The following is a 21,256-nucleotide window of genomic DNA, read 5'->3' as shown; positions in this document are numbered from 1 at the left end:
GTTTCGCGATCGCCTGAACCCGAATCTAAGGGATAATCTCCGTCACCACTCTGGTGCGATCGCCACTGGTTACAGTAATATTTTGATCCCGTAACTGACCAAAGGCCCTAGCCCCTTGCAGAAACACAGGGGGATTCACTTGTCGATAGGTCACATTCCCCGTGGCTTCCACCTCTTCCGTGCCAAAAGACCAGGTAACATTTTCTGCCGATAGATCCGACTGATTGCGTCCCCCAGTTACCCGAACATTTTCCGTTAAATGGGCCACTTGATTGGCTAAATCTACCGTACCGCGATCGGCCACTAAAGTCAGTTGTTCATCCAAATGTTCTAGGGTAATCTTCTGATTAGCTCCCACAGACTGGGATTTCAAGTCCCAGGTCATGGAATCGCTTTTGGCTTCTAAAGCTGGATTCGCTGCGGTTAAGGTGACTTGATTCATCAAGGTAACCGATTCATTCTCTAAATCCACCATACTCCCTCCAGCTAAGGCCGTGTGACTGGGGGGAGTTTTGGGTTCATCAGTTAACTTTTGTTCCGTTGCTTCCTCCTCTTCATAGTGTTTGACTTCCAGGGGAACCGATCCCACCACTTGCCGATCTTTCATCAACCAGACTAAGTGTTCGGTGTTCATCCGTAACTGGGGAGTATGGGTAATAGCCTCTACATTGCCGATCAATTCCATTTGTCGCAAACGGCTATACACTTTAGCTTGATCGGCTTTGGCTTCCACCTGGGGATGGGAACCGGTTAGGGTATTATGAACAATCAGCACATCCGCATGGGGTCGCCATTCCAGTTCATTGCCTTCCAAAACGACTTCATCTTCAACGGCGATCGCCTTAATTTCGTCTTTAAGTAAAATCAAATTGCCATCTTGGTGAACTTCTCCGCGTTTAGCTTCCACCCGATAGACTAATTTTCCATCTTGATACAATTCCCCTAATGGTTCTTCAACGATGGCAATTTGTCGATCTTCACTATAAGTTGCTGATTTGGCATGGACTTTCCATAATAACTGACCTTGATTATCTCCCTGTTCTAGAGTGATATCCTTAAAGACCAATTGAACCTCATCAGAGGATTCAGCATCGGATGCTGCTTCCACCAGTCGATCGGAGGGATTCGATCCCCCACAAGCGGATAAAGCGATCGCTAAAATTAAGGATAGAGTGCTTCGCACAATGCAAGAGCTTTTGGGACTCATGCTTTGATACTTCAACCCTGTACTCCATAACATTATCGTTTTTCCTGTCGTTCATCCATCAGACTTAGACTCGATAAGGGACGATAGGAATAGGTGTTTTGTCGGGGAGTTTTCTGGATATCTTCCTTAATGCTTTCGAGATCGATATAGCGATCGGCCACATTAATCAAACTATCACTCGTCATCGATCGCAAGCTCACCACTTCTACCCGCACCCCCCGATAGCTCACCGAATCCACTGCATAGGCGAGATCCCCATCACCACTCACCAATACCGCCGTATCGTAACAGCCCACTAACGCCATCATATCCACCGCAATTTCCACATCCAAATTCGCCTTTTTCGAGCCATCGGGCAGTTGCACCAAATCCTTCGCAATCACCCGATAGCCATTGCGACGCATCCATAACAAGAATCCTTGCTGCTTCTCATTGGTGCGATCGACTCCCGTATAGAAAAACGAACGTAACAAGCGCGAACCATTGGTTAAGCGGCACAATAACTTGGTGTAATCAATCTCCATCCCCAATTGCAAGGCGGCATAAAACAGATTAGAACCATCAATAAAAATTGCCACCGTTCCCCGATTGGACAGCACCTGTTCTGGAGTACATAGACTTTGATTTTGTTCCATCGATTCATACATTATTGTTATACCTCAGTTATTAAAATCTTATGGTTTTATGGTGGTTTGGAAAGGGAAAGGTAAAGCTTGTTATTATATCAAATTTAAGCTTCAATTAACTCTAGACGTTGAAAAACAGGCTTGGGTTTGCCTAACGCTTGTTGAGTTGGTAAGATTCCCCATTGCCCATGAGTGTCAAAGGAAATTTGGTTCTTTAGATCCGTATTTTCGTTAAAATCAACACTAAAACCCAATTGATTATAGATGGCAGTGCTAATGCCCGGAATAATCGGTGAGAACAGATAGGCTGCTAAACGAACGGATTCTAGAACTGAGTAGAGAACTTCTGCAACGGCTTCCTGTTGTCCTTGTTTATACAATGTCCAGGGCGCTTGCTCGTCAATATATTTATTACTGCTTCGGACAAGGGCCAGAATAGCTTCACAGGCTTGGGAATAGGAAAGGTCATTATAACCGAGATCCACTTTTGACTTCAAGGAGGTTCCCAAAGTTTTCAGGGGGTGATCGTCGGGAATGCGATCGGGGCTGATTTCCGGTACTTGACCTTGGCAATACTTTTTCGCCATCCCTAGAGTCCGATTGAGTAGATTTCCTAAATCATTAGCCAGATCCGCATTAAGAACATTAATAAATCGGGTTTCATTAAAATCCCCATCTTTACCAAACTCGATTTCCTTGAGAAAATAGTAGCGAACCGCATCGGCCCCATAGCGATCCACTAACTCATAGGGGTTCAACGTATTACCAACACTTTTCCCCATTTTCATCCCGTCTTTGGTCAAAAAGCCATGGCCAAAGACTCGTCTGGGTAACGGTAGCCCCGCAGACATCAGCATTGCTGGCCAATAGACCGTGTGGAAGCGGAGAATATCTTTACCAATCAGATGAGTTTGAATCGGCCACCACCGAGCTATGGCCTTCTCTAAACTGGGGGAATCTTCCGGATCGAGTAAGGCAGTAATATAGCCCAAGAGCGCGTCGAACCAGACATACAGGGTATGTTCAGGATCTGTGGGAACTGGAAATCCCCAATTTAAGTTCACCCGCGAGATGGAAAAATCTTGCAGTCCACGGGCAACAAAACTTAATACTTCATTGCGACGACTTTCCGGTTGAATAAAGTCAGGATTCTCACTATAGAAGGCTTCTAGCCGGTCTTGGTATTTCGACAACCGGAAGAAATAGTTATTTTCATCTCGCCATTCTGTGGCTTTGTTGGTATGGATCGGACAGCGATGGCCATCGAGCAGGTCTCGTTCTTCTTTAAATTCTTCGCAGGAAACACAGTACCATCCTTTTTGCACCCCTTGATAAATGTCCCCATTATCCCAAACTCGTTGGAAGAACTCTTGCACAATTTGATGATGTTTATCTGCTGTCGTGCGACTAAAGCGATCGTACTGGATATTGAGCTTGTGCCAGAGGGTTTCAAACCCCTGGACAATTTCATCGCAATGGGCTTGGGGGTCTTTCCCCCGCTCTTGGGCAGTCCGTTGAATTTTTAAGCCATGTTCGTCTGTCCCCGTAATCATCAAGACTTCTTCCCCTCGCAGTCTCCAGTAGCGGGCTAAAACATCGGCGGCAATGGTGGTATAGGCGCTGCCAATATGGGGTAAGTCATTGACGTAGTATAGAGGGGTTGTAATGGTAAAGGTTTTTTTTGCTCGATACTCAGAGTTCATAGAATATTAAGGTTAGTTTTTTTTAAATGACCTACTTTGTGAAATCTACCCGTCAGCTTGTCTTATGGAGTTTACTAGAGATTTTACTCAACGGATCGATAAGGGGAATTAATTCTGATTGTAGCCTTAGTTGATTAACTTTGTCTGGATTGCCAATTGATTCTAGGTGAGACAACAGAACAGACTGGATCGATCTTATCCTTAAAGGTATTATCTATAATCTATGATCGTGATTAGTTAATCTTGAATACCAAAGACGATACTTCTATTTTCTCCTATGTGTGACCGGTTGCCCCATTTTCTCCAGTTGAGCGCTGTGCGTACCGAGGCGGATTTATGGGTTTTCTTGCCGGGTATGGATGGTTGGGGATCGTTGTTTGGTCGTCAGGTTCGAGAGTTGCAGAGGAATTTTGAGGTCTGTGCCTTGAGAATTCCGGCTGAGGATCGTTTGGATTGGGAGGGGTTGAGCGATCGCCTGATCGATTTAATTACCGCTCAATTGCGCTCTAGAGCCAACCGGCAGGTCTATTTGTGTGGGGAGTCGTTTGGGGGCTGTTTGGCGCTGCAAACGGTTCTCAAAGCGCCGGATTTAATTTCTCACTTAATTTTGGTCAATCCCGCGTCTTCTTTTCACCGCCGTCCTTGGATGATGTTGGGGGAATCGATTGTGCCTTGGGTTCCCGATCGCCTCTATAATTTGGGGAGTGTGGCGGTTTATTTGTTACTGGCAGCTTTGCCTCGGATTGCCCCCCAAGACCGCCAAGCTCTCTGGTGTGCCCTTTGTGATGTTCCTGCTGAGACTTCCGCTTGGCGGTTGTCTTTACTGCGACAGTTTACCCTCACGGCCAAAGATATACAAAAGATCGCACAACCGACGCTTATTTTAGCCAGTGGTAGCGATCGCTTGTTACCTTCCATATCTGAAGCTCGCCATTTGCAACATTACCTGCCTAACTCTCAAGTGGTTTATTTACCCCATAGTGGTCATGCCTGCTTATTAGAAGAGTCGATTAGCATTTTTAGTATTCTTACTGATAAAAAATGGATTAAATTCCCCACCCTATCTAGTCCTTAATAATAATCGGCAATTGTTGTAAAGGAATCGTTAACGTGACAGTCGATCCGAGATCTTCCCCCAAACTAAAGAAATTCACTTGACCTCCCATAGCCTCAATTAATCCTTTGGAAATGGTTAATCCAATCCCTGTCCCTTCATATCTTGCAGTATGAGAGCCATCCACTTTATAAAATGCTTCAAATATCTTGCTCTGCTTGTCTAGAGCAACTCCGATACCGGTATCTGATATACTGATTCTCATCGACCCAGGATATTCTCGTCCAAGGGAATCAAATTTTTTGGGGATCGCTTCTGCCCTAATCTCCACTCCCCCTTCATGAGTAAACTTAATGGCATTCCCGACTAAATTTAACATCACTTGAAGCAGCCCTGGGTAATTGCACAGGAGGATGATCTCATCGCGGGTCTCAGTTGCAGAAACACTATACGTTAAGCCTTTCTTCTCCGCCTTAGAACGAGTGAATTTATTGACATCTCTTAAAAGTTCATCCAGATGCACTGAACTTAACTCAACCGGCATTTGATTGTTTTGAAGTTTCGCTAAATCTAGAAAGTCCTCAATATGATTTAAGAGACGCAGGGCAGAGTTATGAGCTTCTTGAACAAACTCCATTTGGTCTTCTGGATCGTCAGCCATCCCATCGAGGATCAGCTTGAGAAAACCAATCATGCCATTGAGCGGGGTTCTAAATTCATGGGAAATTTTGTGTAGAAGTTGTTGTTTAATCCGTGACGTTTCTTCCGTTTGCACTCGTGCCATTTCCAGTTCTTCGTACAGTGTGGCATTGGCGATCGCCGCCATCACCGTTAAGATCTCTGCATTAGAGAACGACTCATCCCCATCACTGGCCTCACTTGCACTAGAAGTCACGTTCAAAGATTCATTCACCATACCTCATACATCCTCTACTTACTCTTTCACAATCACCGGCAATTGTCCCAAAGGAGCCGTAAAGGTCACTGTTGAGCCAAGTCCTTCTCCCATACTAAAGAAATTGACCTCACCCCCCATGGCCTCAATTAATCTCTGAGAAATGGCTAATCCTAACCCGGTTCCTCCGTACTGACGAGTACGAGATCCATCAATTTGAGAAAAGGATTGAAACAGTTTCTCTTGTTTATCTAGGGCTACGCCGATCCCTGTATCGGCCACACTCACCTTCACAAACCCTGGATACTCCCGATGGTCAACTTCAAATTTCTTGGCAATCACTTCTGCGGTAATGGTAATTCCCCCTTCATGGGTAAATTTAATGGCATTGCCCACCAGATTTAACATCACTTGCAATAGACGCTGATAATTGCCGGTAATCATCACTTCGTCCCTCGTGGAAGTACGGCTGACTTCGTAACTTAAGCCTTTGGTTTCTGCTTGGGGTCGGGTAAAGTTTTCTAGGTTGGTCAACAATTCATCTAGATTCACCGGACTTAGCTCGATCTGCATTTTACCGGCTTCGATTTTGGCCAGATCCAGCACATCATTAATCAGGGTTAACAGATGTAGGGCCGATTTATGAGCTTCTTCAACCCATTCGAGTTGCTCTTCTGGATCGTCGGCCATCCCATCGAGAATTAGCTTCAGAAAGCCGATCATGCCGTTGAGGGGAGTTCGCAGTTCGTGGGAGGTATTGGCTAAAAATTCACTTTTGAGTCGTGACGCTTCTTCTGCTTGTTCTCTGGCTAATTCCAGTTCTTGGTATAGGGTGGCATGGGCGATCGCCGTTCCCACCTGATCGGCTAACTCGCTCACCAACTCAATTTCTTCGGGTGACCATAAATAGGGTTCCTCCTCATCCGATCGCACGGGAGGGGATAATAGCAATAACCCATTGGGTTGATCCTGATAGCAGGTGGCTACCGCTAACCGGGACTCTGGCACTCCTTGGCGATCGGGTTCTACCCAAGCTAAGGGTTCTAGACTTGATAAAGCCGTGATTAAGGGGGAATCTTGCTCTAAGGGAAATAAGCTCCCCACTTGTGACGTTTCCCCTTCATGACTATAGTTGGCTACTACTTTTAGGTGTTGGGTTTCCAGACATTTTTGGGCGATCGCGCAGCTTTCTAAGTTTAAGGCAATCCCTAATCCTTCTACGGTTTGATTCCAAATGGTTTCTAGATCTAGGGTTCGTCTAATTTTGTGTGTAATTCGAGTCAGAAGGGTTTGATAATGATCGCTTCTTCTTCCCACTTGCTCGGTTGGCACTTCCGGACTACTGGCAAAAGATTGAGAACCCACGGCACTCGATAGCAGTCGTCCGAGAACCAACACCTGATTGGCCTTTAACGGTGACGTTAGCACTGGAGTGACGACCAGATCGAAGAGTAAGTAGTTTTCTCCATAGCGAAATGGATAACTCAACCGTGCTGGTAATTGATTTTCCAGCACTTGACGCACTCGATCTAAATAGGGGTCGATGGGAATGGGGTAGAGGGTGTTTTCCATCAATTCCCCTACCAAGCTCTCAGGAACTAAACCATAGCGTTCCCCTTGAGTCCAGTTAAAAGCTAGATACTCACCCGAAGTATTATGAATAAAACTTAATTCAGCCCCTAACTCTGCTAGGATGGGTGTTGATTGGTTTGCCTTCTCTGAATGGTTAGAAACGCTTGTTTCCTTCAAGGCGGGAATGTATGCATGGGAAGAAGCATTCATGAGTTGGTATAGCGTGAATTTATAGAGACGTTTGACCTCTAACCTAGAGTAACTCAGATTTTACTGATGTCAGCACTGGGGAATAGAAAAGACTAAAACCCCATTGGGACTGCTCTAATTTAGAGATCCCAGTGGGTGAGTTACATCCAGGGAGATTATGGGGTTAATCGTTCCATTCACCCCTGGGAGGTAGGGGAGGACTTTTGATCAGAGTGCGGGTGAGTTCATCATCCCGTTGAGATGAGCCTCTGAGCCATTGACGAATCGCTGTTTCGATAATGCGAGAGGGATCGTTGGTTAGGTGCTGAATTTGTTCGAGTAATTCAGCATCGAGAGTGATAGAAATTTCTACTTTATCAAGTTGGCGTTCGGAAGAAAGGGTGGGATCGTTCATCAATTTAGATTAAAGCCTCGATAGACATCAGATTTTGGTTGTTACCCTAATGTTTTTGGGTCTTTTTTTTTCAACTGGATTGAGAGAAAAAAGACCCGATTTACCTCAAAACCAGAGGGATATTTTTCCGTCTCCTCAAGAGGCGGGGGGACTCAATCAGAGCCAATGGGGGTTTTTAGCTTACCAGACGAGAGGATCGGTCTGTTTAAAGCGCGTAGGGTTTATCTTAGTCTAACATGCTGCGATCGTCTGATGGGTGGGTCATTGAGGAGGAATCTCCTTAAACTCCCGTACTAGGTTAAACTATATTAACAATCCGAGCCAATCGACAGAGTGCTTGTTGACTCAAGCGCGTCTGGAACCGGAACAACCCTTTTAACTGTACGTTTCACTCAATTAGGTTCAAATTAAACTTTATGACCGACGCTAAAGTCTCTCATATTCGTAATTTCTCTATTATTGCCCATATCGATCATGGGAAGTCTACCTTGGCCGATCGCCTCCTCCAGTTTACGGGAACGGTCGCCGATCGCGATATGAAGGAGCAGTTCCTGGATACCATGGAGCTAGAACGGGAGCGGGGGATTACCATTAAGCTCCAGGCTGCGCGGATGAATTATCAGGCGAACAATGGGGAAACCTATGTTCTGAATTTAATTGATACTCCGGGGCATGTGGATTTTTCTTATGAAGTGTCGCGATCGCTGATTGCCTGTGAGGGGGCACTGTTAGTAGTGGATGCCTCCCAGGGGGTAGAAGCGCAAACCCTGGCGAATGTCTATTTGGCACTGGAACACGATCTAGAAATTATTCCCGTTCTGAATAAAATTGACTTACCCGGTGCGGAGCCGGATCGGGTGAAGGCGGAAATTGAAGAGGTGATTGGTTTAGATTGTAGTGGCGCAATTTTAGCTTCGGCAAAGGAAGGACTCGGTATTCCGGAGATTCTAGAAGCCATTGTTCAGGGGGTTCCTGCTCCTCAAAATACCACGGAGGATCGGCTACGGGCACTGATTTTCGACAGTTATTATGATAGCTATCGGGGCGTGATCGTGTATTTTCGGGTCGTGGATGGTAAGGTTAGCAAAGGCGATCGCATCCGCTTGATGGCAACCGGGAAAGAATACGACATCGACGAGTTAGGGGTTCTCTCTCCCACCCAAGTACAAGTGGAGGAACTGCACGCCGGAGAAGTGGGCTATTTAGCCGCATCGATTAAAGCCGTAGAAGATGCGCGGGTGGGCGATACCATTACCCTCAAAGCCGCACCTGCCGAGAAACCCTTACCGGGATATAAGGAAGCCAACCCCATGGTATTCTGCGGCATGTTTCCCACCGATGCCAACCAGTTTCCCGAACTGCGGGAAGCCCTGGAGAGGCTCAAACTCAATGATGCTGCCCTCTCCTATGAACCAGAAACCTCTAGCGCCATGGGCTTCGGGTTTCGCTGCGGGTTCTTGGGATTGTTACACATGGAAATTGTCCAAGAACGGTTAGAGCGAGAATACGATCTAGATTTGATTATTACTGCGCCTTCCGTGGTTTATCGGGTGGTTCTCAACTCCGGAGAAACCATCACCATTGATAATCCCAGTACCCTGCCAGCCGCCAACGAACGGCAAAGCATTGAAGAACCCTATGTACAAATTGATATTATTACGCCAGAAACCTATGTGGGCACATTGATGGAATTGTGCCAAACCCGGCGCGGGGTGTTCAAGGACATGAAATATTTAACCCAAAGTCGTACCACGTTGGTGTATGAGTTGCCCTTAGCGGAAGTAGTGACGGACTTTTTCGATCAGATGAAAACGCGATCGCGCGGTTATGCCAGCATGGAATATCACTTTTTGGGCTATCGTTCCAACGATCTGGTGCGCTTAGATATCATGATTAACAGCGATCCCGTGGATGCTCTGGCGATGATTGTCCATCGGGATAAAGCCTATTATGTGGGACGAGGATTAACAGAAAAACTGAAAGAATTGATCCCCCGCCATCAGTTTAAGGTTCCCATTCAAGCGGCGATCGGCTCCCGGATCATCGCCAGCGAACATATTCCTGCCTTGCGTAAAGATGTATTAGCCAAATGTTACGGGGGCGATATTTCCCGGAAGAAAAAACTGCTGCAAAAACAAGCCAAGGGTAAAAAGCGGATGAAGTCCATTGGTACAGTAGACGTGCCCCAGTCTGCATTTATGGCGGTGTTGAAGTTAGACAACGGTTGACATACTCCTCTGGCTGGCTAAAGCCAAGAGAACTCTATGATCGACCCTTAAAGGGGTTCCTGACTGCTGGGGAGTGGGGAGATAGGAGGGTTCTTTCCTAGTTCACACCGACTGTTGATAATAATCTACTCCCTTATTCACAAACTTCAGGGTATAAGCTTGATGATAATCTACCCCAGCATCCACCATCCCCAAATCCACCGTCGATTGGAAAAAAGCCTGCCACCGTTCATCCGTCATCGCGCCAATGCCCAAAGTTTTTGCCTCCCGTGAAGTCACGATATCATACTCTTTGAGCTTCTTCAAACTATAATCGAGTAAATCATCGGTCATATCTGGATTATCTTGTTTAATCAACCGATTGCCCGGTTTTGGATCGTCTAAATAACTATACCACCCTCGAATCGATGCATCGACAAAGCGATGGACTAAATCTGGAGAATTATTGACTAAGTTTCGCGTCGTGGTAATCGTAAAAGAATAGGGATTATAACCCGCATCTGCCAACAGATGTACAATCGGCTTAAACCCTCCTTTTTGTTCAATGGTGTAGGGTTCTGAGGTTAACACACCCTGTTGAGCAGAATTTTCATTGACTAAAAACGGAGTTACATTAGAATTATAGGGGCGAATTTGATTATCTGTAAATCCATAATTTTTCTTCAGAACTTGCCAATAGGTAAATTGCGCTCCAGAGGAAATAAAAATGGGTTTTCCTTTTAAGTCAGCCAGGGAATCATTACCGACTCCTGGATGGGTTAACAGCACTTGAATATTTTTCTGAAACATTGAGGCAACGGTAACCAAGGGAATGTTCTGTTCTATGGCTTTGAAAATATTGAGAGAACTTCCCATATTGAACTCTACCGCACCTCCGAGGAGTAACTGAGTATTATTGGTTTGGGGATTAACGGAGCGAATGGTGACCTCTAAGCCATGATTTTGATAAATTCCAGTTGCTAAGGCTTGATAAAATCCTCCATATTCGGCTTCTGCTTTCCAACTCAGGGCCAATTTTACCGAGTCTAAGGGATTATTCTTGGGGCTGCGAGGGGAGTCGCGAGAGAGTAAGCCACCCCCTAATCCGAAGGAACTGAGGTGTAGAAATTGGCGACGGGAAATAGCGGGGGTTTGAGTCATCTTAAGGATTTTTTTGAGGACTAGGTAATTATTAATTGTTCATTGTTCATTGTTAATGTAATCAAATCCGTCTAGACCTACTCTGGAAATAATCTGCGATCGCTGCTGTTGCAGGTTCTGCTTAAAGACTACTTCTCCTAGGTTGCCCTTCAAAATGGCGACTAAATTAGACACGGGTCGTTGCTCGGTAGAATGGGCTTGCTGTAACAAGTACATCCCCAGACTAGCGTGAAATACGGCTAGAGAAAGTTGACCGAGTTGATAGTTGACTTCTCCCAGGTTGGCATGACTTAAGCCTTCTAATTCTAAATTGCCTAACTGAATGGATAGGGCTAGGCTTTGTTGTAGATAGGATTGGGCGTTATGGGTCTGATCTAAGATTAAATGGGCAATTCCCATGGCCAAAGTACAAAAGATGGCTGAGACTAAATCGGGACTTTTTTCTAATAGCATCATGCCTCGTTTGAGCCTTTCGACACAAGCTTCTATCTCCGAGATGTCCATATGTTCTTGTTGTTGAGCCTGACGAACATCTGCATAGCCTAAATTGGCGATCGCATTAATTTCCCCTACTCGATCGCCAATCTGACGCGCAAACAAGAGTGCCCGTTGTCCCAGATCGATCGCCTCCAGAAATTGTCCTTGACTGAGCTGCAAGCGACTCAAATGGTTCAAATTAGCCACTTCACAGTGGCGATCGGACTCCTGACGGGCTAAATTTAGGGCTTCTTCGTGTAATAGGAGAGCGCGATCGCGATCGCCCATCCACTGTTGAGAATAGCCCAATACGGTGAGAATACGGGCCTTCTCTTGCTTTTTCTCGATCGTTTTCAGGGGGCGATCGAGATAGGTAATCGTGTCTCGGAAATTTTTACCGGTAAACGAAGCGAATACGCCACCATAGAGGGGAAAATTATCCCGTTGGGCAAAAGAGCGCAAAATTTGCAGCCCAATTTGAAAGCAAGCATCCGCAAGGCGATCGCGATCGGATGCTAAAAGCTGCTCCGCTTGACGAAATCCATGGCTTAATTCGCACCAGATAATCGCAAACGTGAGAAAGGTTGACGCGGCGGCATCATTGCCCGCCTTAATATTGTAGGGTTGTTTATCAAACCAGTTCACCAAACCTTCTTGGATGCCGTGCAATAGGACAATTAATTCTACCCAAGCACTCAAATCTAAATGGGTTTGTTGTTGAGCCAAAGAGACAGCCGATTGATTCTGAGATTGTTCCGTCAAGAACCGTTTGGACAATGGACTATTCACTTGTTTTGCCCAATATGCCCAAGGATTATTTGCACTTCCTTTGGCAGCAAATCCCAATTGAGACTTTTCGTATACCCATCCCAATAACTCCAGAGCGCTATAGGCTGACAAACCTTGTTTGAGTCCTGTTGCCAGAGTGTGAAGTTCGGCAACCCTATGTTCATCGGATTCTTGAACTTGTTCTAGCTCTTGTGCCAGGGATGCAATATCCTTACTGCTAAAGGCATGAGTTTGGTTCGGATCGAGAATTTGCAGAAGAACCGATAGGCGATCGCTCTCATCTGCATCGATCAGTTGGGTAACCGCATCACTACAAGCATTTTCCGTCCGTTGAGTCTCTTGGTATCGATTCCATGCTTCTTCCAAAGTGCGAAGCGCTCTCAGTTGACGCTGGGCTTTCGCTTGCTTTAACTCATCCCGTTCAGCCTCCATTTTATTTTCAGCCAGTGTCATTTGTTCGATTAAACATCGTTCAAAAATCTCCCCCGTACCTCGTTCCGACTCTAGCTGTGCTACCAATTGCCGATAAACATACTCTTTGGAACCAATCTTTCCTTTGAGGGTATCGGTAACGATTTTCTCGATAAACGCTGAGTAGCGATCGCTTAAAGATAAGGGTTCTGGATCTTGTGCAGGCATTTCTTCTTTAGGTTTTTGATCGTGTCTAGTATGGCTTGCCCTCTCTCTTTCATGTCCGCTTTGGAGAAGGGTGCTGGGGGATGAGGGCAACAGCTACAACCCCAAATCTACCGCTATGCGATGGGCACAAGCAAATCCAGAAAAGGCCACTGCATTTAAGCCTTGTCCAGGAAAAGTGCTATCCCCGACACAATATAATCCCGGAATGCTCGTGCGATTAAAGGGCATTCCTAATAATCCTAATAACTTGCGTTTCGGAATAGGGCCATAGGTTCCATCTTGGCGGTTCAAGAAACGGCGATGGGTGCGCGGCGTTCCGACTTCTTCGTAGTCTAACCCAGCTTCTAGTCCAGGAAAAATTGATTCTAAGCGGTCAATAATTTGGTCAGCAATTTCTTCTTTTTGGGCTTCATATTTTTTCGGAGTTAGTCCTTGCCATTGGTCAATCCAACTGGGAGTAAAGGTATGGATAATATGATAACCCGGAGGGGCTAAGTTGGGATCGAGTAAGGTAGGAATGGAGACAAAAATTGTGCCGTGGGAAGTTTCCATTTTATCCCAATCTTCAAGTAGGATATGGTGACACTCTGTACCTTGGGGTAAAACAGAGGCTTCAACGCCTAAATGTAAGCTGACAAAACTGGGAGATTTTTGATAGCGTTCTTGCCAACTTTGTTCGGCTGGGGGCAGGGTTTCTGAGGGCAGTAAAGATTCAAAGGTGTTCCAGCGCGTGGCATTAGAAACGACGCGGGGAGCCATATAGCGTTTGCCATTAACTAATTCTACGCCTACGGCTTTGTTGTTTTTGAGAAGAATTTGTTTAACTCTAGATTTGTAGAGTATTTTGCTGCCTTTTTTTTCTAGTCCTTCGACGAGTTTTTGGGCGATTTGTCCCACTCCCCCTTTCGGATAGTTAATGCCTCCATAATGGCGGTCAGAAAAGACCATGCCAGCGTTGATCATGGGGGTGAGTTCGGCGGGGACAACTGACCAACAATAGCATTCAATATCGATAAATTTGAGCAGTTGGGGGTCGCGGATGGTGCGACGGGCAATATCTCCCACATTTTGGGGTAGATATTTGACTAAACCCAGACAAGCCAAGGGATGCTGAAAAAAGACCCGCATTAAATACCGGGGTTCTTCCAAGGAGAGGAGTTCCATGGCGTTGAGGCAATTAAACACGCGCCAGCATTCGTCATAAAATTTACGGATGCCTTTGCGTTCGTGGGGGAAGCGATCGCTCAATTCTTGGATAAACGCCTCATAGTCCCGATGGACTTTCAGCTCTAAATCCCCTGGCAAATGATAATGGATTTGTACCGGATCGGGATAAGTATCCAAACTCATATCCACCGCATCCAGGGCGCGGGTGAGTAAATTCGTCGTTCCCTGTTTCCCGAAGCCAAAAATCATTGAGGCTCCCACATCAAACCGATAGCCACTGCGCTCAAAATAGCCCGCACTTCCTCCCGGAATTAAATAACTTTCCAAGACTAAAACTTGAGCGCCTTTAGCAGCGAGTTGCGTTGCGGTGACCAGTCCGCCAATACCGGAACCAATCACAATGACATCATAATCAGGGGAAGAAGACTCAACAGACATGACTTAGGAAGGGAAGTAAATAATTTTAGAAGTCTAACCTTTAAATTGTAAACTATTGTTTGGTTTATCCTCACACCCCCATGACTTTTCAACTGCACGTTCATGTGCCTCCCCATCCCCTGATTCAGCATTGGTTGGCGATCGCCCGCGATCGCCAAACTCCCAGCGCCCTCTTCCGAACTGCCATGACGGAGCTGGGACGCTGGCTCACCTACGAAGCGGTTCGAGACTGGTTACCCACCTTCCAAACCACCCTGGAAACCCCCCTCGCTCCCTGTGAAGCAACCCTGGTTAACCCCGAAATTCCCGTAGCCGTGGTTCCTATCCTCCGGGCTGGTTTAGCCCTGCTCGAAGGTTCCCAAGCCCTGCTCCCTTTATCGAAGGTGTACCATCTGGGTCTGGCTCGGAATGAAGAAACCCTAGAGGCGAGTTGTTACCTGAACAAACTGCCCCCAGAATTTGCCCCCGAAACCCGGATTTTAATTCCAGAACCCATGCTGGCAACGGGAGGTAGCATTACCTTAGCCTTACAAGAACTCACCCAACGGGGAATCGATCCCCAGTTTGTCCGCATTGTCTCTGTAGTGGCTGCCCCTCCAGCCCTGCAAAAGCTCAATGATAATTATCCCGCGCTCAAGGTCTATACGGCTTGTATTGACCCCCAATTGAATCAGCAAGGATTTATTGTACCGGGATTAGGAGATGCAGGCGATCGCACCTTTGGCACTTAAAGCACTTAAACGCGATACCCATTTGGCCATTCATCCCCCATAACCGTTAACCTAGAAATTAAAGCTTCAACTCACCCGATCCTATGAGTCAATCTAATAACAACTTTGCCACTGGATTTTTCCTCGGTTCCCTTGTCGGGAGTGTTTTAGGTGGTATTTTAGGGGCCACCCTAGCCACTCGCCGCAATGACAACCTAGAATCCGATGAACTCTTAAATGGCAATACTCAAAATGAATTGAAAAACGCCGATCTCGATTTTAGAGCCGATGCCGAAATTGAAGCGGCTCGTCGCCGCCTAGAAAGCAAAATCGCCCAACTCAATGAAACCATTGATGATGTGCGCAACCAACTCGGAACCATGAATAAGGTCTCCTCTGACTAAGAGGCCTCCCGGAAGCCCAATCTAGGGGTATCTCATGGGTATGGGTAATGGGCCATCTCCATGCCCTCCCATCCTGCCGATCCCACAAATGCTATAGAATAAAACCATCAAGCGGGTTAATGGGAGCGGAAAAGATGACTCTAGGCGATCGCTATCAAAGTCGGATCTTTAATTGGGTTCAGCACTATTCTCAGCAATGGCTCGATCGAGGAACTAGCGCCCTACGCCACCTGAAAGTTGCCGCACAATGGACTGTCCAAGTGATGGTTTATCCCATTTATTGGGTCTTTCAAAGTGGACGCTACATTAATCATCAATTCCAGCATAAAGTCGCCCCTTGGCTCACCGCTCCAGAACCCCAAGAAACTGAAACGGATACCCCAATTTTGGAAGTTTTAGCGGCACTCACCCAACTCGATCCCCCCGTCCAACTCCCTTCAACGGCTCAACCTACGCCCGATCGCCTATCGAGAAAACTCCTGCAAGGCATTGCCAGTCAGCTCGACTCAGGAAAATTAGTTCTGGTCTCCCAAACCAATCAAACCCTCGATATTTTAACACCCCAACAGCAGCAAACCATGCAAGAGGCGATCGCCCAAAAACTGCTCCCTCCCTCCCCCAATTCCCTACCCTATACCCCCCTTTCCACCCTTGCCCAACGCTCCCATCTATTGCCCCCCATACGACGATTTTGGCAACTCATGGCTTGGATGGAACAAGGCGGAGTCGCCATCGCTATTGACAGCTTTGGAGAATCTCAAACCGGGCAACCTCAAAAACAACACCAACCCAACCCCTTAACCTCCAACGCTCCTTGGCTCACTTCCCTCGATCTTCATCCTCCTACTGGGTTCAATACCGATTTAGCCTCCAAGCAACCCACCCAACTCAGAACCCCCTCTCCCCAACCCGCACCCACCCACACCGACGATCCTTGGTTAACCTCCGAGGAACTATTTGGTACGATGGGCGATCGCACCCAACCCTCATCCATCTCTCAACCTCAAACCTCCAGCACTCCAGAACCTGCACCGGATTACATTGAAACGAAAGCCACCAGCCACGAATACATCCTATCTCCCACAGAAAAACTCTTACTCTGGCTCGATCGCCTCTTGCTTCAAGTGGAACAACAAGTGACTAAAGTCTGGCGCTGGCTTAATGAGGAAGTTTGAATAGGGAATAGGCACTCTATCCATCCCCACCATTCCCTCGACTAGGTTTTTCAGCCAAATTTCGATATGATAATCCAAAGCCTATCTGTTCGGAGAAACATAAATGCTCACGCTCAAAATCGTTGTTAATATCGTTGTGCTTTTCTTTGTCGCTTTATTTGTCTTTGGTTTCCTATCGAGTGACCCATCCCGTAACCCTGGTCGTCGCGACTTGGAATAATTCCGATAAAATCAATTGAACATCTAGGGAGCGAGACGCTCCCACTCCTCCCCCACAGAGGGCGCAAAGCGCTGTAAACCCCCATCATGAAAGCTCAATCTTTGGCAACTGTGACCCTCTTGCTGATTGGAGGGTTACTGATGGGCATCACTACTGCTCCGGTCAATGCTTGGCCCTTCGCTTGGATTGCCTTAATCCCCCTTTGGGTCTTAGTTCGGCGCTCTGGTTCCTGGAAAGCAACCCTGAGCTATGGTCTGGTTTGGGGAATTGGGTTTCATGGTGTGGCTCTGTTTTGGATTACCGGAATTCATCCCATGACCTGGTTAGGCGTTCCTTGGTTCGCGAGTTTGGCGATCGCCCTCAGTGTTTGGATCTTCATCACCCTCTGGGGAAGCGCTCTAGTCAGTTTGTGGGCACTTTTATTCAATGATTTGACCCGCGAGAAAAACAGTATCTATACCGTACTCCTCGGAACAACCCTTTGGTGTCTTTTAGAAGGTCTTTGGAGCCATAGCGATCTTTGGTGGAGTTCCCTTTCCTATACCCAAAGTCCTTTTAACCTCCCCATTTTGCACCTCAGCCAACTTTCAGGGCCAAATACAATTACCGCCGTATTGGTTGCCGTAAATGGATTAGTCGCCGAATTCATTGGCCATAAATTATATCATAAAAGCACATATAAAGCAATCCTAATTGGAGCAATTTCCATCCTTCTTTCCAGCCATGCAACCGGTTATTTTCTCTCCCAGCAATCCTTAGCCTCAAAAACCGAAAAAACCTTCAACATTGGCATCATTCAAGGCAATATTCCCAATGAAATCAAACTCTATTCTCCAGGATGGCAAAACGCCATAGCCGGGTATACCCAAGGATACAAACAATTAGCCTCTCAAGGAGTCGATATCGTTCTGACTCCCGAAACCGCCCTCCCCTTTCTTTGGACAAAACAGAACCGGGGTTATCCTCCTCTACTCCAAGCCATCCGCGACTGGGGAACCCCCGCTTGGGTGGGTGCATTCGGGCAAAAAGGCGATCGCCTCACCAACAGCCTCTTTACCCTAGATAGAACCGGAACCATTATCAGTCAATATGACAAAATTAAACTCGTTCCTTTAGGAGAATATATCCCCTTTGAATCCCTGATCGGCAAACTCATTAACCGACTCTCTCCCCTAGACGCTCAACTGGCTCAAGGTGCTGCCGATCAAATCATCCCAACCCCCGTAGGACAAGCCATTGTCGGCATTTGTTACGACTCTGCCTTTTCGCAAATTTTCCGCCGCCAAACAGCACAAGGAGGAGAATTTATCATCACCGCTTCTAACGATGCACACTACAGCGCTGCCATGCAATGGCAACACCATGCTCAAGATGTTCTACGAGCCATAGAGAGCGATCGCACCACCATTCGAGCCACCAATACAGGCTATTCAGCCATTGTCGAACATTATGGTAAAACGCGCTGGATTTCCGATCGCAACATCTATCAAATTCACGCCGATACCATTGAACGCAGAACCACCCAAACCTTATATATCCAATGGGGAGATTGGCTCACCCCACTGCTGTGTATAGTTCTAGCCCTTGGCGCGATAATAGGTAATAAATCCGGTTAAAGACTAAAAAACCCGCCGTAGCGGGTGCAACAAACAACAGAGAACAGACAAGAGTTGAATGATCTTAACTCATATTCAACACCATACCCATCAGCGTCTCTAAATGACCGGTACAAGCTTGTACCATCTGATGAGTAATGGGGAGGCTATCAATCACCATTCCCGTACACAATACCATCATATACAAAATCGAATACTTAAACATCGATTTGGCTAAAGGCAGATCCTGGGGATTTTGGTGTAAAACCCAAGCTTTCTGGAGGAAAACTCCCCCTAAAACCACAGCAAACACCCCATACACTGCCCCACAGACTCCCAAGGGATAAATTAACAGTAACGAAACCGGAACCACCAACAAAGAATAGATCCAAATTTGCACAGTTGTCGCTTTTTCCCCTTCTACTACCGGCAACATGGGCACATTGACTGTGGCATAATCTTCCCGAATCATCAGAGCTAAAGCCCAGAAATGGGGCGGAGTCCAAAGAAAAATCAGAGCAAACAATAACCAAGCTGCCCAACTTAATTCTCCCGTCACTGCTGCCCAACCGACTAACGGCGGAATTGAGCCAGCCGCACCACCAATGACAATATTTTGGGGCGTATTGCGCTTGAGGATATGGGTATAGACCACCATATAAAACACAATCCCCATCATCGCTAAAAGGGCCGCTTGCAGATTCGCAAATTGGGTTAATAATCCAAAAGATAATCCAGCCAGAATTAAGGCAAAAATCAGCGCATGTCGCGGTTGCACTTTTCCCGAAGGAAGGGGACGCTTGCGCGTGCGTACCATGGCATAATCAATATCGAGGTCATAAATGCAGTTGAGAGTTTGGGCAGAGGCAGCAGCTAAAGTTCCTCCAGTCAGGGTTACCAGTAAGAGTATCGGATCGATGTTGCCTTCTGAAGCAATCCACATACTGGCGGCTGTGGTAATCAGTAAGAGGGGGATAATGCGAGGTTTAGTGAGTTGATAGTAATTGCGCCAGGTCTCCAGAAGAGTGTGTTGGAGAGAAGAGACAGAAATTCTTGCGGTGTCTTGCATAGATTCAAATAGAGCGCTTTACGCAGGTAACGGGTAATGGGTTATTGGCAATGGGTAAAGTGTTGTGTCTACTGGAGATCGGGTAGAATTTGGCGATCGCGTTAGCGATGCGGAGCATTATCGCGCCAGGCTAAAACGGAAAAAGCAGTTAAAATCCCCAATAAACAGGCCCCAATGGTTTGATGGGCCACCGTTAAGGGTTCCACTTGCAGATGTAACCATAAGGTTCCCACTCCCAACAGAATTTGTAAAACTAAAAGGCCTCCAGCATAGTGAATTAAGCGCCGTAGCAAAGGGTGAAGGGCAGGAGTGCGCCGGGCCCAAATAATCAGAACAGCAGTGGTGATAATCGGAGGGAGTACCCCAGCAATATGGCTATGCATAATCCCACAGAGTTGTTTTCCTCCTAAGCATTGATGAACGGCCCATTGGGAAGCCACCAGCGCCCCTAAAATACTTTGAATATAGACCAAGCTGGCAGCTACTGCGCCCATCCAGGATAATTTTCCCGTTGCTCCTGTGCCGTTATAGGGTAGCAGCAACATCCAGATGGTGACCAGACTGAGGAAGAATAGGAGGGCTGTTCCCAGGTGAGCAGCGACAATATCGAACCGCAGCAGCTCGGTAACCGTGAGGCCTCCGAGCAGTCCTTGGAATACTACTAATCCTAAACTCCCAGTGGCGGCCCAGGGTAACCATTGGGGGAGTTCTTGGCGATACCACCAGGATAGAGCCATGAGGACAATTGCCCCCAAGCCAATTAAACTGGCATCCAGACGATGAAACCATTCTAGAAACACCTGTAGATTCATTTGTTGGGTTGGTACTAAGGTTCCATAACACAGGGGCCAGTCGGGACAAGCTAATCCTGCATTCATCACTCTGGTGGCGCTACCGACTGCCATTAACAGCACCGTAGCCACCACGAGTTTGACCACTAACTTAAGGATTCTTTGTTGAGGGTGAACTCGATGCTTGGATTCTATCTGTTCATGGAGTGTGAAATTAGCCATGCCCATACTCACAGTTCGTTATCTTCAATAATTATCAATCCATGTTAAACAATTCGCGAGCAAATGCTCACTCATCGAAGACAGAGGGTAAGACCATCAGGCCTGATGCCACTGGTGTACTACTGTAAGTGAGGCGATCGCTAATCCCAGCCAGGCTTTGGTTTTTCTTTCGATTCTCAGGAATTCAGTTGGGTTAAGCAGCGAGCAAGATGCTTGCACTCCTGAACACCTTGGATATTTTGGAGTGGGAGCGTCTCGCTCCCTAGGGTTAAGCAGCGAGCAAGATGCTCGCACTCCTGAACACCTTGGATATTTTGGAGTGGGAGCGTCTCGCTCCCTAGGGTTAAGCAGCGAGCAAGATGCTCGCACTCCTGAACACCTTGGATATTTCGGAGTGGGAGCGTCTCGCTCCCTAGGGTTAAGCAGCGAGCAAGATGCTCGCACTCCTGAACACCTTGGATATTTTGGAGTGGGAGCGTCTCGCTCCCTGGGGAAGCAGCGAGCAAGATGCTCGCACTCCTGAACACCTTG

Annotated in this window: 19 protein-coding genes; 8 read left to right on the top strand and 11 right to left on the bottom strand. The window is 46.9% G+C overall.

The annotated features are described in order from the left end of the window. Positions 1–25 precede the first annotated feature (25 nt). From lptC to metG, 3 genes are all read right to left on the bottom strand, one after another. On the bottom strand, positions 26–1,240 hold the full coding sequence (gene lptC, locus PJF56_RS20620) for an LPS export ABC transporter periplasmic protein LptC (RefSeq protein ID WP_283764600.1): 1,215 nt from the start codon (positions 1,238–1,240) through the stop codon (positions 26–28). After that, positions 1,240–1,854 carry a LabA-like NYN domain-containing protein gene (locus PJF56_RS20615; protein ID WP_271943784.1) on the bottom strand — a complete coding sequence of 205 codons (615 nt, stop codon included), beginning with the start codon at positions 1,852–1,854 and terminating at the stop codon, positions 1,240–1,242. Before PJF56_RS20615 ends, lptC begins: the two co-directional genes overlap by 1 nt. Positions 1,855–1,937: 83 nt before the next feature. After that, the gene (gene metG, locus PJF56_RS20610) at positions 1,938–3,536 is read right to left on the bottom strand and encodes a methionine--tRNA ligase (RefSeq protein ID WP_283764599.1); all 1,599 of its coding nucleotides are present in this window, start codon (positions 3,534–3,536) and stop codon (positions 1,938–1,940) included. A 277-nt stretch (positions 3,537–3,813) separates the two neighbouring features. Here metG and PJF56_RS20605 point away from each other — a divergent pair, with 277 nt between their 5' ends. Continuing rightward, a complete protein-coding gene (locus PJF56_RS20605) occupies positions 3,814–4,611 on the top strand; it encodes an alpha/beta fold hydrolase (RefSeq protein WP_283764598.1) in 798 nt (265 codons plus the stop codon). On the opposite strand, the gene PJF56_RS20600 is transcribed toward PJF56_RS20605, so the two are convergent. From PJF56_RS20600 to PJF56_RS20590, 3 genes are all read right to left on the bottom strand, one after another. Further along, positions 4,601–5,485, bottom strand: coding sequence for a sensor histidine kinase (locus tag PJF56_RS20600; RefSeq protein ID WP_283764597.1), 885 nt, complete (start codon positions 5,483–5,485; stop codon positions 4,601–4,603). The genes PJF56_RS20605 and PJF56_RS20600 overlap by 11 nt on opposite strands. 39 nt (positions 5,486–5,524) lie before the next feature. Beyond that, entirely contained in the window at positions 5,525–7,267 is a 1,743-nt protein-coding gene (locus tag PJF56_RS20595; protein WP_283764596.1) for a GAF domain-containing hybrid sensor histidine kinase/response regulator, read from the bottom strand. Between the two features lie 163 nt (positions 7,268–7,430). After that, entirely contained in the window at positions 7,431–7,661 is a 231-nt protein-coding gene (locus PJF56_RS20590; protein ID WP_283764595.1) for a type II toxin-antitoxin system CcdA family antitoxin, read from the bottom strand. A 416-nt stretch (positions 7,662–8,077) separates the two neighbouring features. Here PJF56_RS20590 and lepA point away from each other — a divergent pair, with 416 nt between their 5' ends. Continuing rightward, positions 8,078–9,889 carry a translation elongation factor 4 gene (lepA, locus tag PJF56_RS20585; RefSeq protein ID WP_283764594.1) on the top strand — a complete coding sequence of 604 codons (1,812 nt, stop codon included), beginning with the start codon at positions 8,078–8,080 and terminating at the stop codon, positions 9,887–9,889. Between the two features lie 102 nt (positions 9,890–9,991). Here lepA and PJF56_RS20580 read toward each other — a convergent pair whose 3' ends face one another. From PJF56_RS20580 to crtH, 3 genes are all read right to left on the bottom strand, one after another. Next, complete coding sequence (locus PJF56_RS20580; RefSeq protein ID WP_283764593.1) at positions 9,992–11,029, bottom strand: ABC transporter substrate-binding protein; 1,038 nt, start codon at positions 11,027–11,029, stop codon at positions 9,992–9,994. A gap of 39 nt (positions 11,030–11,068) precedes the next feature. Beyond that, complete coding sequence (locus PJF56_RS20575; protein WP_283764592.1) at positions 11,069–12,934, bottom strand: tetratricopeptide repeat protein; 1,866 nt, start codon at positions 12,932–12,934, stop codon at positions 11,069–11,071. Positions 12,935–13,027: 93 nt separating this feature from the next. Next, positions 13,028–14,539 carry a carotenoid isomerase gene (gene crtH / locus PJF56_RS20570; protein ID WP_283764591.1) on the bottom strand — a complete coding sequence of 504 codons (1,512 nt, stop codon included), beginning with the start codon at positions 14,537–14,539 and terminating at the stop codon, positions 13,028–13,030. 80 nt (positions 14,540–14,619) lie between these two features. Between crtH and upp the strand changes: the two genes are divergently transcribed. From upp to lnt, 5 genes are all read left to right on the top strand, one after another. Then, positions 14,620–15,270, top strand: coding sequence for a uracil phosphoribosyltransferase (upp, locus tag PJF56_RS20565; RefSeq protein ID WP_283764590.1), 651 nt, complete (start codon positions 14,620–14,622; stop codon positions 15,268–15,270). Positions 15,271–15,353: 83 nt separating this feature from the next. Next, complete coding sequence (locus PJF56_RS20560) at positions 15,354–15,653, top strand: ssl2009 family thylakoid membrane protein (RefSeq protein ID WP_283764589.1); 300 nt, start codon at positions 15,354–15,356, stop codon at positions 15,651–15,653. Positions 15,654–15,772: 119 nt separating this feature from the next. Next, on the top strand, positions 15,773–16,828 hold the full coding sequence (locus PJF56_RS20555) for a hypothetical protein (protein WP_283764588.1): 1,056 nt from the start codon (positions 15,773–15,775) through the stop codon (positions 16,826–16,828). Between the two features lie 103 nt (positions 16,829–16,931). Continuing rightward, positions 16,932–17,048 (top strand): photosystem II reaction center protein I, encoded by a 117-nt coding sequence (locus tag PJF56_RS20550; RefSeq protein WP_283754986.1) that lies wholly within the window; start codon positions 16,932–16,934, stop codon positions 17,046–17,048. Positions 17,049–17,134: 86 nt separating this feature from the next. Further along, on the top strand, positions 17,135–18,664 hold the full coding sequence (gene lnt, locus PJF56_RS20545) for an apolipoprotein N-acyltransferase (RefSeq protein WP_283764587.1): 1,530 nt from the start codon (positions 17,135–17,137) through the stop codon (positions 18,662–18,664). Between the two features lie 64 nt (positions 18,665–18,728). Here the strand turns inward: lnt and PJF56_RS20540 are convergent, their stop codons facing one another. After that, a complete protein-coding gene (locus PJF56_RS20540) occupies positions 18,729–19,712 on the bottom strand; it encodes a heme o synthase (protein ID WP_283764586.1) in 984 nt (327 codons plus the stop codon). A gap of 101 nt (positions 19,713–19,813) precedes the next feature. Beyond that, the gene (locus PJF56_RS20535; protein ID WP_283764585.1) at positions 19,814–20,725 is read right to left on the bottom strand and encodes a COX15/CtaA family protein; all 912 of its coding nucleotides are present in this window, start codon (positions 20,723–20,725) and stop codon (positions 19,814–19,816) included. Between the two features lie 157 nt (positions 20,726–20,882). Between PJF56_RS20535 and PJF56_RS20530 the strand changes: the two genes are divergently transcribed. Continuing rightward, a complete protein-coding gene (locus PJF56_RS20530; RefSeq protein WP_283764584.1) occupies positions 20,883–21,248 on the top strand; it encodes a hypothetical protein in 366 nt (121 codons plus the stop codon). The last annotated feature ends 8 nt before the right edge of the window (positions 21,249–21,256 follow it).

It is taken from the genome of Roseofilum halophilum BLCC-M91, from assembly GCF_030068445.1.
Lineage (GTDB): Bacteria > Cyanobacteriota > Cyanobacteriia > Cyanobacteriales > Desertifilaceae > Roseofilum > Roseofilum halophilum.
This window is presented reverse-complemented; position numbering and strand designations above follow the sequence as displayed.